Origin of the sequence: Paenibacillus aurantiacus (genome assembly GCF_042431225.1) — a bacterium.
GTDB lineage: Bacteria > Bacillota > Bacilli > Paenibacillales > Paenibacillaceae > Paenibacillus_Z > Paenibacillus_Z aurantiacus.
Map to the genome: position 1 here is coordinate 169,422 of NZ_JBHMDO010000017.1, position 13,953 is coordinate 183,374.

General features: G+C 60.6%; 9 protein-coding genes. 2 read left to right on the forward strand and 7 right to left on the reverse strand.

All coding sequences use genetic code 11. From position 1 onward, the window contains the following. Positions 1–52: 52 nt before the first annotated feature. From ACFFSY_RS09510 to ACFFSY_RS09530, 5 genes are all read right to left on the reverse strand, one after another. Positions 53–1,858: a cache domain-containing sensor histidine kinase gene (locus tag ACFFSY_RS09510; RefSeq protein ID WP_377493159.1), complete on the reverse strand. Its 1,806-nt coding sequence runs from the start codon at positions 1,856–1,858 to the stop codon at positions 53–55. A 13-nt stretch (positions 1,859–1,871) separates the two neighbouring features. Then, positions 1,872–3,467 carry a response regulator gene (locus tag ACFFSY_RS09515; protein ID WP_377493161.1) on the reverse strand — a complete coding sequence of 532 codons (1,596 nt, stop codon included), beginning with the start codon at positions 3,465–3,467 and terminating at the stop codon, positions 1,872–1,874. Between the two features lie 192 nt (positions 3,468–3,659). Further along, a complete protein-coding gene (locus tag ACFFSY_RS09520) occupies positions 3,660–5,000 on the reverse strand; it encodes a hypothetical protein (RefSeq protein WP_377493163.1) in 1,341 nt (446 codons plus the stop codon). A gap of 155 nt (positions 5,001–5,155) precedes the next feature. Further along, the gene (locus tag ACFFSY_RS09525; RefSeq protein WP_377493165.1) at positions 5,156–5,836 is read right to left on the reverse strand and encodes a response regulator; all 681 of its coding nucleotides are present in this window, start codon (positions 5,834–5,836) and stop codon (positions 5,156–5,158) included. Continuing rightward, on the reverse strand, positions 5,833–7,971 hold the full coding sequence (locus ACFFSY_RS09530) for a GAF domain-containing sensor histidine kinase (RefSeq protein WP_377493167.1): 2,139 nt from the start codon (positions 7,969–7,971) through the stop codon (positions 5,833–5,835). Before ACFFSY_RS09530 ends, ACFFSY_RS09525 begins: the two co-directional genes overlap by 4 nt. A gap of 191 nt (positions 7,972–8,162) precedes the next feature. On the opposite strand from ACFFSY_RS09530, the gene ACFFSY_RS09535 reads away from it, so the two are divergent. Then, the gene (locus ACFFSY_RS09535) at positions 8,163–8,732 is read left to right on the forward strand and encodes a hypothetical protein (protein WP_377493169.1); all 570 of its coding nucleotides are present in this window, start codon (positions 8,163–8,165) and stop codon (positions 8,730–8,732) included. Positions 8,733–9,672: 940 nt separating this feature from the next. Here ACFFSY_RS09535 and ACFFSY_RS09540 read toward each other — a convergent pair. Together ACFFSY_RS09540 and ACFFSY_RS09545 are read right to left on the reverse strand one after the other, a co-directional pair. Next, positions 9,673–11,022 carry an APC family permease gene (locus ACFFSY_RS09540; protein ID WP_377493171.1) on the reverse strand — a complete coding sequence of 450 codons (1,350 nt, stop codon included), beginning with the start codon at positions 11,020–11,022 and terminating at the stop codon, positions 9,673–9,675. A gap of 149 nt (positions 11,023–11,171) precedes the next feature. Next, on the reverse strand, positions 11,172–11,942 hold the full coding sequence (locus tag ACFFSY_RS09545; RefSeq protein WP_377493173.1) for an isocitrate lyase/PEP mutase family protein: 771 nt from the start codon (positions 11,940–11,942) through the stop codon (positions 11,172–11,174). Between the two features lie 136 nt (positions 11,943–12,078). Here ACFFSY_RS09545 and ACFFSY_RS09550 point away from each other — a divergent pair, with 136 nt between their 5' ends. Next, on the forward strand, positions 12,079–13,938 hold the full coding sequence (locus ACFFSY_RS09550) for an ABC transporter substrate-binding protein (RefSeq protein WP_377493175.1): 1,860 nt from the start codon (positions 12,079–12,081) through the stop codon (positions 13,936–13,938). Positions 13,939–13,953 lie beyond the last annotated feature (15 nt).

The window sequence follows — 13,953 nt, forward strand, 5'->3', positions numbered from 1 at the left end:
ATTGGACTTTTATCGCTTCCTCGTCTGTCGCTTTTCTAATGCCGCCCTCTTATTAGGAAGATTGTTGGAAACTGGCATTATCTTCAGGTCCGCTACGGAAAGGAAGCCGAATGCGCACCTGGGTGCCCTGCCCCGGCTCGCTGGCAATGGTGATGCCGTATGGCTCGCCGTACAGCAGCTTCAGCCGGTCGTTCACGTTGTTCACGCCGATGCCGGTAAACAGCTGCCTGCTGCTGGACGGCTTCGGAAGCAGGCTTCCGTCCATGCGGTCCATACCGTCGCCATTGTCGGCGATTTCGCAGACGAGGTCGCCGCCTTCCCGGGCGATAAGCACATAGATGTACCCCTCCTGCTTCGCGTTGAACGCATGGAAGAACGAGTTCTCGATGAACGGCTGAATGATCAGCTTGGGCACGTGAGCCTCCATGCAATCCGGCGCGACGAAATAGTTCACCTTGATCCGCTCGCCGTACCGGACCTGATTGATGAAGACGTAGCTCTTCAAATTGTCCAGCTCCTGCTCGATGCTCACCGTCTCGCTGACGTTGCCGATCGCGTTCTGCAGCAGCGAGATGAGCGCGTTGATCGTCTCCGCCGCCTTCTCCCGGCTGCCCTGCTGCACCATGATTTTGATCGAGGCGAGGGTATTGTACAGGAAATGCGGGTTAATCTGGCGCTGCAGCGCCGCAAGCTCCGCATTGCGCTGCTTCTTCTGCGTCTTCATCAGCTCTTCGACGTAGACATGCAGCTCGTCGAGCATGAAATTGAACGCATGCGCCAGCTGCCGCGTCTCGAAGCTGCCGCTCACCGCGACGTAGTGATGGAAGTCGTACTTGGAGATGTTCGAGATTTGTTTGACGAGCCGCGTCAGCGACCGGGTCAGCCGGCGGAAAATAAGAAACACGATGATGAGCGCGACGCCGACGATCGCGATACAGATGAGGACGATCGACTTCGTATCGATCAGCTGCCCGAGCGCCCACTGCTTATCGATCAGATTGACGACATGCATATCGTAGAAGGACAGATAATCGGCCAGCATGATATTGTCCTTGTCCATAAACCGCGCATCCTTGTAATCGATGTTCCGCTCTTCGATGTCCAGCGCATGGCCGAGCAGTTCCGGCGCCTGCTGTCCGATCAGCTCCTCGCGGTCGCTTGAGACGATGACGCCGTCTTTGCTCAGCACGACCACATGGTTGCCCTCGCTCGTATAGCTTTCATAATAGCGCTTGAACCGGCTCTCCTTCATAACAAGGTACATGACGCCGTATAGCTTCCCGCTCGAGCGCTCCGTCAGCGCCTTCGTCGCGGCGATGACCGGCTCCCGCTCGCCGTTCTCGTTCTCCAGCCCGTCGCTGTATTGATAGAGCAGCCTCCTCGGCTGCGCTTTGGCGGCGGCCGTCATCGGCTCGCGCTTCAGCGCCTCGTCGGCGATCGGCCAGTTCTCCCGCTTCGTCGCATAGACGCGGCCGTTGGCGCCGATGATGCTGATGTCGATCTCGAACGCGTCCACGTTATAGGCGATCTGATTCATCTGCTTGTTCATGTTGTAGTAGGTTTTGGACATCGCCAGCGAACTGCCGCCCCCTTCGGTCAGAAACTGCTTCACCGTGCCGCTCTGCTGAATGTTGTTGACGGCCGTGACGACAGCGGTGTTCAGCGATTCGAAGCCGGATTTGATCTGGCCGATGACTTTCGCGTTCGTAATGCTGAATGTATTGATGAACAGCCGCTCGGAAATCCGGATCGTCGTCCACGAGACCGACACGGACACCGCAATGATGCTGACGACGAGGATGATGAACATTTTCAGGAAGAGGCCGTGGTATTTGAGCCGCGCAAGGTATCGTTTCATCCGCACCGCTCCCCTAAGACAGAAGCTCGCGTCTATAGCTGCTCGGCGACCGTCCCGTCAGTTTCTTGAATACTTTGCAGAAATAACTGTGGTCCGAATAGCCGACAAGACCGCTGATCTCGTTGATCGCAAGCTCCCCTTCGCGCAGCAGAGCCGCCGCTTTGCCGATGCGGATTTTGTTCAGGTGCCCGGCGAACCCGTCGGGATTATGGGCGCTGAAATAGCTCGACAAATACGACGCGTTGAAGTGAAAATGCTTCGCCATCTCCTTTAGCGTCAACGGCTCGGCGTAATGCGCTTCCATGTAATCGAGCAGCCGCTTCATGTTCGCGCCGCCCGTTCCGCCATCGGACGCCGCCGAGCCGGCATCCGCGCAGCGGATGGCCTCCTCTACGAACGCGAACAACCGGTCCGCCGCATCGCTCGCGCGGCGTGCTTCGTTGATCGCGTTGAACGACGCGAACTTGATGCGCTCGAGCGGCTTCACGTCGTAGCCCGCGTTGCCGAGCAGCACGATAATGTTGAAGATGATGTTGCTGAGGAACGACTTGTACTCGAACGCGTCCATCGTATAGGAGACGCTGATCGCATCGACATGTTTGCGCAGCTGGCCGAACGCGGCCTCGAATTGCCGGCGGGCCAAGTCCGCGGCGAACCGGTCCAAAGGGAACGAAGGGGCAGTCGCCATGGAAGCAGGAAGTTTGCCCGATTCGAGCAGGCGCAGCTCCGGGAAATAAAACCCGGCCTCCAGCAAGCGGCGCAGCTCGCCGCGGTATGCTTCGCCCAGGACCCGAAAATCATGGAATGGCTCCGTGAGCGCGACGAAGACTAGCGGCACGGCGGCCCGTATGGCGGCCGCGACCGAATCCGCCAAGGCCGCCGCCTCTCGCCCCGCCTGCGCGGCATCGTAGTTCAGCACGACGAGCGCGACGTTCGGTCCTGCTTGAACCGCGCACATCCGGATATTGGCCAATTCGAATGCCGAAGCTTCGGACGTGCGCGCGGCCGCCTCCGCGAACGCCTTCAGCGCCGCCTCGCTCCCGCTCTGCTGTCCGTGCGCCGGCCACTCCGCGCCGAGCAGGCGGAAGGCGCCGTGCGGGAACGCCAGGCGGATAACGTCTTGCTCCAATTCCGTCTCATACCCGGCGACCATGCGCTCGATCTCCCGCCGAATATCCGGACTGTCTTCCCGCTGCTCGGCGTCGGTCGAAGCAAGCGATCCGATTCGGCCCGCGGTCTTGCGCAGCACGCCCAGCAGCTCCTCCGTCGCAAGCTTCGGCTTGAGAATATAGTCGGCCACGCCGCTCTGGAACGTTGCCCGCACGTAATCGAAATCGCCGAAGCTGCTCAGCACGACAACCTCGATGCCGGGATACGACGCTTTGACCGCCTTCGTCAGCTCGTTGCCGTCCATGACCGGCATGACGATGTCGGTCAGCACGATATGCGGCCGCACCTGCTCGATCAGCTCCAGCGCTTCCTTGCCGTTGCCCGCCTCGCCCGCGATGCAGAAGCCCTCCTGCTCCCAATTCATATAATGCTTAATGCCTTGCCGGATCAAGATCTCGTCGTCCACGATCAATACTTTGCACAGCTCTCTCGCCGCCATCGCTATCTCCTCCGTATCGGAACCTGCCTCGTTTATCGTTTAAGGGTTGTAACCGCATACATACTGTACTACAGGCCGGCCCGGATTGGATAGCTTGGCCCATTGTTCGAGATGGCAAAAAGGGCGCTCTTAGGCGCCCAGGAAATCCGAAACCTCAATTCCTCCGAGGCGCTTCGAATCATGACTTTACCGTCATTTCAGACGCTTCAAGCGTCCTAATCCGTCAAATTCATAGGTAACCCAAGTATCGATCGCGGTTGTCTGGATCGTACGGTCGTTCGCTTCGAACAGCACGCCGTGATAGGGTGACGCGCCGAACGTCTCGTTCACGAACGCTTCGCTAAGTTTGCCCTTCTCCTCCCGGATGACGCGCATTTCCGGGACCGGCGAGCCGTAGCCGGTCACGATCTCGCTGCGGCCGTCTCCGTCGAGGTCCACTTCGAAGGCTGCGTAATCGACGGCCAGCCCGGGCCGGATCTCGCCGTCCTTCTCGACTATCGCATAGTCGCTATGCTGGCAGTTCGAACCGCATGGCCATGTGACGCGCAGATGCTCGCGGCCGAAGACTTCAACCGTTTTGGCGAAGGCCTCTTCGAGATAGACGTTGTTCTCGATCTCGCCAATTCGCGTGATCGTCGAATCGCTCTCGCCCCGGTATCCGACGAATCCGCCCTCCGTCTGTCCCTCCGCCCGGTAGAGGATAACCTCGCCGGCGTCCAACTCAGCGAGCGACCGGATCGTCTCCAGCCCTTGCGACGCCTCGACCAGCTTGTACCGCACGGCTGCCGGCTGCATCGGAGCATAGCGCAGCGGCATGCGATCCGGCAGCGTCCGTACAACGACCTCGCCGCCCTGCAGCCACCCCTCTTTGCTCGCATAATGGACGATGGTTGAACCGATTAGCTTGTTCGCCTTGTCGTGAACGGACAATTCCCCGACCAGCGTGCCGTTCTCCAACCGAAAAATCCGCCGTTTGCCAATCGCCGCATCGGCGTACCATGGTTCCTGTCCCAGCTTCGCGTCCGCGGCAACGGACGCATCCTGGATGTTGATTTCCTTCAAATCGTTCGTCCGAAAAGCCCGAATCTCATCCACCCTCTCGTCTTCCCCGATCTTGGCCGTCACGACGATCGCGAGGTCCTCTTGCTTGTCTCCGTCGAAATCTCCAAAAAACATGCGCGGCTCATAGCCGGGGGTCAATACGTTAAAGAAGGCCAGATTGGCCTTTTGGCCATCGAGCTTGAGCGCCAGCTCATTATATTGTCCGTTCTTCATATCCGCCGCGGCCTCGAGCACGGCACGGCCATCCAGCTCCGCGATCCGTTTCCGCGCGACGCCGATTTCGTCCTCCGTGGCGGCTCTCGACTCGAAGACCGCCGTTTCGCGGGCCGGTGGCGATCCCGTCTGAATGCCGTCGTTCGACGCCAAATTGTCGCCGCAGCTCGTGGTAGCCGCTAACGCGCATACCAGCAACGCTATCGGCAGCTTTCGATCCCGCATCATTGCCATCACAACCTTTTCTTCGACCTCCATGCCATCATCCTTAACGAAGCCGGACGCTAAAATGTTCCGTCCCCTTACCTACGATAGCCGGCAGCCCGATCGTTACGGCGAAAAAGGAGAAAAAGCCGCTCCGCGGCGGCTCTTTCTCCTTTTCTATTCTTTCCGTTCGTCGCTCCCGCTTGCGCTTACCCAAGCCGTCCCGGCTGCGGCATCGTTCTCGACTGCTCGACCAGCTTGCGCGCCTCGTGGCGGTCGAGCACCTGCAGCTTGTTCAAGATGTTCGAGACGTTGTTCGCGACCGTCTTGGCGCTAATGTGCAGACGGGCCGCGATCTGCGCGTTCGTCTCGCCGCCGGCGATGCACTGCAGAATATCCGCTTCGCGGCGCGTCAGCTCGGCGAACAGCGGATTGGCGGACAAGCCGCCGATCCCGGCCGGCTCCGGCGCGGACGGCGCCGCGAAATAATGCATCATCCGCTCGGCGATCTCCGTGCTGAACACGGCGCAGCCGCTGCCGACCATCCGGATCGCCTGCAGCAGCTCCTCCTCGTCGGCGTCCTTCAGCACGTAGCCTTTGGCCCCGACGCGCATCGCGGTGAAGACCGACTGGTCGTCCCGGTACATGGTCAGGATCAGAATATTGATCGACGGGAATTTCTCCTTGATCACTTGCGTCGCTTCAATCCCGTTCATCCCCGGCATCCGAATATCCATTAGGATCAGATCCGGCAGCAGCTTCTCCGCCTGCGCGACCGCCTCCTCGCCTGTGGCCGCTTCCCCGACGACCTCCATGCCATCGATCGTCGCCAGCAGGCTGCGCACCCCGTTCCGAAACATCGGGTGATCCTCCGCTATCATGATTCTCATGCCAGCTTCTCTCCTTTATCCTTGCTCTCCATATCGAGCGGCAGCAGCGCCCATACGCGCACGCCGCCCGTCTCCATGCGTTCGAAGCCGCATTCGCCGCCGATCTCGGCCGCGCGCTCCCGCATCGACATGAGCCCGATGCCGCTCGACATCCCCGACCAGACCGGATGCTGCGGGCTGCTTGCGCCGTCGTCCCGAATCTCCACGAACAGCCGGCCCCGCTCCGTGACGGCCAGCTGCACCCGGCATAACGATGCGTGGGCGTGCTTGACCGTGTTCACCATCGATTCGGTCACGATGCGATAGACGGCAACCTCTACCGCCGCGCGCAGCGCCGGCAGCGTCCCTTCCACGTCCAGCTCGAAGCGCAGCGGCTTCGCGTTCTCCTCTCCGGCCAGCAGCACGGCGGGCTTGCTCAGCTCGTCCATGCGGGTGCGGATCGCCCCGATGAGCCCTAGTTCGTCGAGCGCCGGCGGGCGCAGATCGTTGACGAGCGTGCGAATATCGCCGACTGTGGAGCGAATCGTCGACCTCAGCTCATCCAGCATCGCGATCGCCGCGGCGGGGTCTCGCTCGACGAATTTGCGGGCGGTAGCCGCGTTCAGCGCGAGCGCCGCCAGCTTGGGAGCCAGATCGTCGTGCAGATTGTTGCGAAGCTGCCGCCGCTCTTCTTCCCGGGCGAGCACCAGCTTCTCGCGCGATTCCTGCAGATCCTCGGCCAGCTTGCGCATGGCGTGAAGCATGTCGGCATTATTGACCAGCGGCCCCGCGTGGCGCAGCAGCACTTCCAGGAACAGATTGTCCTCAGCGGTGAACGATTCGCCTGGCGACCGGCTCGCGGTATAGACCGTCCCAAGCGTACGTCCGCGATGAATGACGGGGAACGCTTGGAGCTCATGCTGCCCGCGCCCTTCGCCCGCTTCCGCGATGACCGTCTCCTGCCCCTCGACGCCAATCGTGATGCCGACATACGGCAGACGCAGCGCTTCCTTGACTTTGCCCGCGATTACCGCGAGCATCGCCTCGGGCGCCAGCGGCTCCGCCATTTGGACCCCCAGCTCGAGCAGGACGGCGTATGGATCGTCGTGCCGGCCTTTGAGCATCCGGTTTACCTGCCGCTGGAGCCATTCCTTGATCGGCGCGAACACGACCGCCACGAGCGCGGTGACGATGAACGAGACGATGAGCGGATTCCAGTTATTCAGCACCTTGCCCAAGTACAGCACCGCCGCCGCATACACCAGCACGATGGTGAGCGTGAGCGCACCGTACACGATCGTCCGATTCACGAGCGGGTTGATATCCCACAGCCGCCGTCTGAGCAGCGCGAGCGTCAGCGTAATCGGCAGCGTGGCCAGCGTCATGTGCAGCGCGGCGTTCAACCAGATGAACATGGTCGCCGAGCCGTCGTTCACAGCCGGGCTGAACATGAGGCTAATGATGCCAAAGCCGATGAAGGTGACCGTAACGCCGTAAACGACCCACTTCGTCTGCTGACGCTGAGCAGGCGTGGAAACATTGCGGAACCGATGCACCTGCGAATAGATAAGCAGCGACACTGTGGACAAGAACCAGACGAATTGGAAAATGACCGGCAAACGATAGTGCTCCCACATGCTTCCGCCGGCAAAAAGGTTGATAAGGTTCTGAATCGCGATCAGCACGAACGCGTAGCGGCTCCAGCGCGGCACGAACGAGCCGTTCGGGAAGAGCAGACAGAACAACGAAATCGCCGTCCATGCGACCGTCGAGACGCTCAGGAACCATATTTTCAGCATCGGCGATCCTTCCGATCCGACGAATGTCAGCGAAGGGAACGTCGTACCGAAGGCGATGAGCGCGAGCGCGCCCAGCAGCCCCATCGGCTCGCGGCCGCCTTTCCATAGAATGATGGCCGCCGACGCGTAGAAGAGCATCGTGAAGGAGACGTCGATCACGACGAGCCCTAGCGCCGTCTGCTGGACCGACATACCGCCGGGCTCCATCTCGAGCGCGGGCACCGACAAGCCGCAGCCCGATAGAATGCATCGGTTGATTAATGCATGGTAATAATCCGGTATGCAATTGATGTAGAGCGCCGCCGTCGCGATGAAGAAGACGGTGACGAGCAGCATATAGATTCGCGTCGTTTTCATGCCTTCATTATAGCGTGCCGGGCAAAGGGTGAATATGCCAAAATCGCGTTTTCCCGGGTCATGCCCGATCTTCCCGGTTTCCGGGCGCCGCATCTTCCTGGAAAAACGAGGATGACCTACCCTGCCGTCCGTGATTGCCCCGGAGGTATGATGAGAACAGATCGAAACCATCCTTAGGAGGCAATGAACAAATGAATGTAAATCGCGTAATTCAATGGCTCGGCATGATTTGTTTGATCGCGGGGATCGCGAGAATGGGGATGACCCCGACGTCGTTAATATGGGGGACGGACAGCGTGCAGGAGCTGACGTTCGGCTTTATTGCCTGCATCCTCATGTCCGTCGGCTCGATTGCCTTGTATATGGTGCAGTCCCGCGAGACCGGCATCCTCGGCTTTATTAGCACGCTCGCCATTATTATTGGCAACGTCGCGACGACGGCGCTCGTGTTCACCGCGTTCCTGCCCGGCGTCCGCGAAATCGCCGAAGGCAGCGCCGTAGCGGGCATTACCCAAATGATCGGCATGATCGGCATGACCGGCGGCACGCTGCTGTACGCCATCGTCACTTTCCGCGCCAAAGTCTTCCCTCGTTGGGTCGCTGTTCTTCACCTGGTTATGCTGCTAAGCCTCTTCCTGCCGATTGAAGACAACAAGTACTTCGCGTTCTTCTGGGGATTGGCCTACGTCGGCGCCGGCCTGTGCATCTGGATCGGCAAGCTGTCGCCGCGTTCGGCGCAGGGCAGCACGAACGCGGGGTAACCGTCGCACTTGAAATCACAAGACCGCCTCGCCGTAATTCTCCCTCTTCATTTTCAGGTAACAGCGCAATCTCTAAGGGTCCTCTTAAAGGCAAATGGCATCGCGCCTCCTCGCTCCCTCGCTGCTTCACTCATGCATGCCGGCAGCTCCCTTAAACCTGCCGACTCCTTCAACTGCACGAAGTAATAATTCCCCACAGCCAAACCTCAAGCCTCTCAGCTGTACCAGCCCTACCACCATCCCCGTTTCATCTCCCCGTCAAAAAAAACCGCTCGCATCGTAAGGCAGCCCGTCTGCCAAGGTGCGAGCGGCTTCTCGTATAGGGACCGGGGCCATAGTCGTTGCTGCGCCACTATTGCGCCACCATGCGCTTATTCGCCCGCCAATAGTCAGGTCCACGCCACTATTGCGCCACCATACGCAAGTTCGCCCGACAATAGTGGGTTCCACGTCACTATTGCGCCACCATACGCTCATTCGCCCGCCAATAGTCGGGTCCACGCCACTATTGCGCCACCATACGCGCGTTCGCCCGCTAATAGTGGGTTCCGCACCATTATTGCGCTTCCACACGCTCATTCGCCCGCTAATAGTCGGGTCCACGTCACTATTGCGCCACCATACGCTCATTCGCCCGCCAATAGTCGGGTCCACGCCACTATTTCGCCACCATACGCGCGTTCGCCCGCCAATAGTCGGGTCCACGCCACTATTGCGCTACTTTACGCGCGTTCGCCCGCTAATAGTGAGTTCCGCACCATTATTGCGCTTCAATGCGCTCATTCGCCCACCAATAGTGGGTTCCGCGCCATTATTTCGCTTCCATGCACTCGCTCGCCAGCAGTCGGTTCCACACTACTCCTACCCTAACGGATACGCATCGCTTTCGCGGGACTTCCACTGACGAGCCTCTTTGCTAACCGCGACAATAGCCGCAGCCTCACGGCCGCGGCTCATTCTCTGTTCGATTGACGGCAATCTGCCGCCTTCCCTCCAATACTCCCCTGCTCGTTATCGCGCGTCTCTCTCGCACGCGTCCCGCGATGAGCAGCAGCGCGACGACCGCTGCCGGGTAGAGCGCCGGCCAGCCGAGGAACGGATAGATGGCCAGCGTCGCCACGCACGATATCCAGGACACCGCATAGCCGAGCCGATGCCCCCGCAGCAGTTTGACCCCCGCCAGACAACCGGCGATATACGTGGCGATGAACGTCGCATTGGGCAGCACGATCAGCCCCGCGAGCGTGATCCAACCGCTGCATAGCGCGGCCAGTCCGATCGCATTGCCAGCTGCGACGAAGGCCAGTCCGCCGACCGGCGTCCGATAGGAACGATGCAGCCGTCCGAGCCAAGCAGGCGCCGCCCCCGCCTGCGCCAAGCTGTAGGCAACCCGCGAAGCCGCGCTGGAATAGGCGTTGTGGGCCGCGAAGCAAATAAACAACGCCGCGACGGCGACCATCCAGCCGCCCGTCTTGCCCAAGCTTAGCTGCACCATCAGACTAAGCGATGCCGCCGAACCGGCCCCGCCATAACTGCGCGTGGCAACCGCCAGGAAGGCGACCGCGAAATAAAGAGCCGCAACGACCCCGGCGCTCCAGAGCACGCCGTGTACAGCGTCCCGCCGCGGATTCCGGAATTCGGACGACAGATGCGTCACCGCCTCCCACCCGATGAAGCACCAGAACATCAAGCAAGCCGCGCGAGCGACGCTGCCCCATCCATGCGGCGCGAAAGGCGTGAAGTTCGCGGCTTCGTAGTGCGGAACAGCCGCCCCGATAGCCAGCAGCAGGATGGCGAGAATGACGGCGACGACGACCGTCTGAATGCGGCCCGCCAAGCGCAGGCCGAAGACGTTCATCGCAAGCGGCACGATCAGGATGAGCGCCGCCAGCGTATACGTCTGGAGCGCTCCCCAGCCGAGCAGCACCGATACATACCGCGCGCCGGTCACTGCGAGCACCGGTCCGCCAAGCGGGACGGACAGCAGGAACAGCCAGCCGGCAATATTGCCGGCGCGGTTCCCATACGCCTCGCGCACGAAGGTCGACACGCCGCCGGCGCTCGGGTATCGGGATGCAAGCAGTCCCATGGTGAGCGCGAGCGGCACGACAAGCACGGACATCAATAGCCAGGCTACGATGGAGGCAGGCCCGGCGAGATCAGCCGCAAGCCCCGGTACCATCAAAATACCGGAGCCCACGACGGAGCCGACGTAGAGCGCAACGATATGCGGAAGAGACAGCGAAGCGGTTAGCCGCGCCTCGCGTACGGACGGTATTGGTTTGTTCATGATGCCAACCTCGATTCGGATAGAATAGCTAAAGACTCGCGAATGGCCGATTTCAGCCATGTGCGGATAGCTATACGATAAGGCTTATCTGACTTGCCGCAAACGGTCAAAATTAATATCATTCAGAAGACAGTTTAACCAATCCTTGCTTATGTCCCATACAAAATGGATGTATCTCTCAGACGTGCCAGCTCCGCCGCCTTCGTCTCCACGTAAGCCGTCGCCGCATCCGAGAACGCATTCCCGAAGCTGAACCGCTTCACGCCGAGCGCATGCAGCCGCGCCGCGTCCGTCACCCCCGGCAGCGACATCACGTTCAGCGGCAACCGGATGCTCGCAACAACTTCCACGATATCTGCCTCCTCCCGAAGGCCGGGAACGAAGAGGCCGCTGGCGCCGCTCTCGGCATAGGCTTTCCCTCTTGCGATCGTCTCTGCGAGCGGCTGCTTCATCAGGAGATACGTATCGGTACGCGCATTAATGAAGAAGCCGCCATATCCGTTGGCATCAAGAGCCGCGCGGATCGCCGCCAGCAGCGCGGCCTGCTTGCCCACCAGCTTCAGTTCCCTCGGCGACTTCGCCGAATCCTCGATATTAATGCCCGCTGCCCCGGCCTCCGCGATGCGCAGCACGTTGTCCACGACCGTCTCCACATCGGCGCCGTAACCCGATTCGATATCGGCGGATACCGGCACGCTCACCTGGCTTGCGATAGCCCGGATCAGCTCCAGATGCACCGCGAATCCGATTCGCTCGCCATCGGTGTACCCCCGCGTGCTCGCCACGCCCCAGCTGGTCGTGCCGATCGCCTGGAAACCCGCCTTCGCAAGCGCAAGCGCGGACATCACATCCCACGCGTTACCCAGAAACAACAGCTCCTCCCCATGGTGCAAATCTTGAAATTGTCGAATTCGGCTCATGCTCCTCATCCTTTGCTCCATATTCTACTGCGCGAAAAGCGCCCGTGGTCTTCAGTATGGCGTATCCGCAGAACCGCAAAAAGTGTATCATTTGCATAGAACCGTTCACCTTTTGACGAAGAGAGGATTCTCACCCATGCATAACGCGCAGCACTTCTTCGAGCTTCGGGCCCATTACCGGGAGCAGCCCGACCGCATACCATTCCCCGTTACCGTCGAGAAGCTGGCCGAAGTGTGGTACTGCACGCCGCGCTATGTCAAAAAAATCGTCCGCGACTTGACCGAGCAAGGCTGGATCGAATGGCGCGCCGGCAGAGGACGCGGACATACGTCGCAGCTGGCGTTCACGACGGACGAGAACGAACTGCTCGCCACGGCGATCATGCGCAAAATGGAGCAAGGTCAGATCAAGGAAGCGATGGACTGGATGAACCGCTTCGGCACGCCTGCCGTTCAGGAGCGGCTCATGGACTGGCTGTCCGGCGAGATGGGCTTCTCCCGCCGGCACGTCGCGGACGATGCCAAGGATACGCTGCGCTTCCCGGTCCACCGGGCGCTGGAGACGCTCGATCCGGCGCTTGCCTACTACGCGTTCGACTCGCACATCATAAGCCAGGTGTTCAATACCTTGGTCGAATATGATCCAGATACCCGCGAAATCAAGCCTTGTCTTGCCCATGCGTGGAGCTGCAGCCCGGATGCGTCGGCATGGACTTTCCATTTGGGCAAGCATATTCTATTTCATCACGGCCGTGAGCTGACCGCTGCGGACGCCGCATTCTCGCTGAACCGGATCCGGCTGAACGCAGAACGATACGCGGCAGCTTGGATGCTCCAGGATGTAGACGCGATCGACGCGGTCGATTCGCGCACCGTGCGGCTGACGCTGGCGCGTCCGAACGTCTTGCTGCCTCGCTTCCTGAGCACGGTGGCGATGAGCATCGTCCCCGAAGAGCTCGCGCGCGCCTCGGGCGACGCGTTCGCCCGCCAGCCGGTCGGCACCGGGCCGTTCCGCATCGCGCAGCTTGACGAAGGCATATGCGCGCTAGAGTCGTTTCCGCGCCATTTTCGCGGAAGCCCGCTGCTCGACCGCGTCGAAGTGTATATCCTGCCCGGCATCGAGGAAGGCCGAATCCGGCAGCCGGATTGGAACGCCGTCCTTCCCTCGGACGGCCGCTCGCTACAGCAGCCTTCGACCGCGGGTATCGATGCTTCCCAAGATTGGCACGATCTGGAGGCCAGATGCATCTGCTGCAGCGTACTCGCGTTCAACCTCCGCAAGGACGGGCCCCAGCGGCACCGATCGTTCCGGCGCGCGATGAACCGCCTGCTCGATCGGGAGCGGATGATCGCCGAGCTGGGCGATAGCCTTATTATGCCGGCAGAAGGATTCCAGCCTGCCGTGATGGCGGAACGAATGGCGGCGACGGATCGGCGACCAGCAGAGGAGGCAGGGACGATCCGACGCCTGCTTCACGAAAGCGGGTATACCGGCGAGACGCTTCGGTTATCCTCCAATGCCTACCATGAAGCGGAAGCCCGCTGGATTATCGCGCGCTGCCGCGAGCATGGCATACGGGTCGAGCTGACGATTACGAATGAAGTGCCAAGGCTGGCGGATCACGAGGCATCGGATGCAAGCTTCGATTGCCGCCTGTTCGGTTACGTGCCGATTCATCCGGAGATTACGGAACTGGGCGCCTATATGCAGCATAATTACTTCGCGTCTGCCATTGACGAGACGATGCTGCCGCACGTGCGCGATGGCGTGCGGGCGGTATGCGCCGAGCCGGATCCCCACGCCAGGGCACGGCATCTGGGCAAGCTGGAATCGCTCCTCCAAGATAACGCATCCGTGCTGTTCCTCGTGCACAAGAAGAACAATACGCAGTACCATCAAGCGGTGCGGGGCGTGCAGATCAATTCATACGGCTGGGTAGATTTTCGGCAAATTTGGTTTCCGTCCCAAGCGCTTGCCGCAAGCTTCTTGCCATAACGACGAAAGGCTGTT

Coding starts and splice junctions, on each gene's coding strand:
- ACFFSY_RS09510 (WP_377493159.1), bottom strand. CDS start 1,858: ATGAAACGATACCTTGCGCGGCTCAAATACCACGGCCTCTTCCTGAAA.
- ACFFSY_RS09515 (WP_377493161.1), bottom strand. CDS start 3,467: ATGGCGGCGAGAGAGCTGTGCAAAGTATTGATCGTGGACGACGAGATC.
- ACFFSY_RS09520 (WP_377493163.1), bottom strand. CDS start 5,000: ATGGAGGTCGAAGAAAAGGTTGTGATGGCAATGATGCGGGATCGAAAG.
- ACFFSY_RS09525 (WP_377493165.1), bottom strand. CDS start 5,836: ATGAGAATCATGATAGCGGAGGATCACCCGATGTTTCGGAACGGGGTG.
- ACFFSY_RS09530 (WP_377493167.1), bottom strand. CDS start 7,971: ATGAAAACGACGCGAATCTATATGCTGCTCGTCACCGTCTTCTTCATC.
- ACFFSY_RS09535 (WP_377493169.1), top strand. CDS start 8,163: ATGAATGTAAATCGCGTAATTCAATGGCTCGGCATGATTTGTTTGATC.
- ACFFSY_RS09540 (WP_377493171.1), bottom strand. CDS start 11,022: ATGAACAAACCAATACCGTCCGTACGCGAGGCGCGGCTAACCGCTTCG.
- ACFFSY_RS09545 (WP_377493173.1), bottom strand. CDS start 11,942: ATGAGCCGAATTCGACAATTTCAAGATTTGCACCATGGGGAGGAGCTG.
- ACFFSY_RS09550 (WP_377493175.1), top strand. CDS start 12,079: ATGCATAACGCGCAGCACTTCTTCGAGCTTCGGGCCCATTACCGGGAG.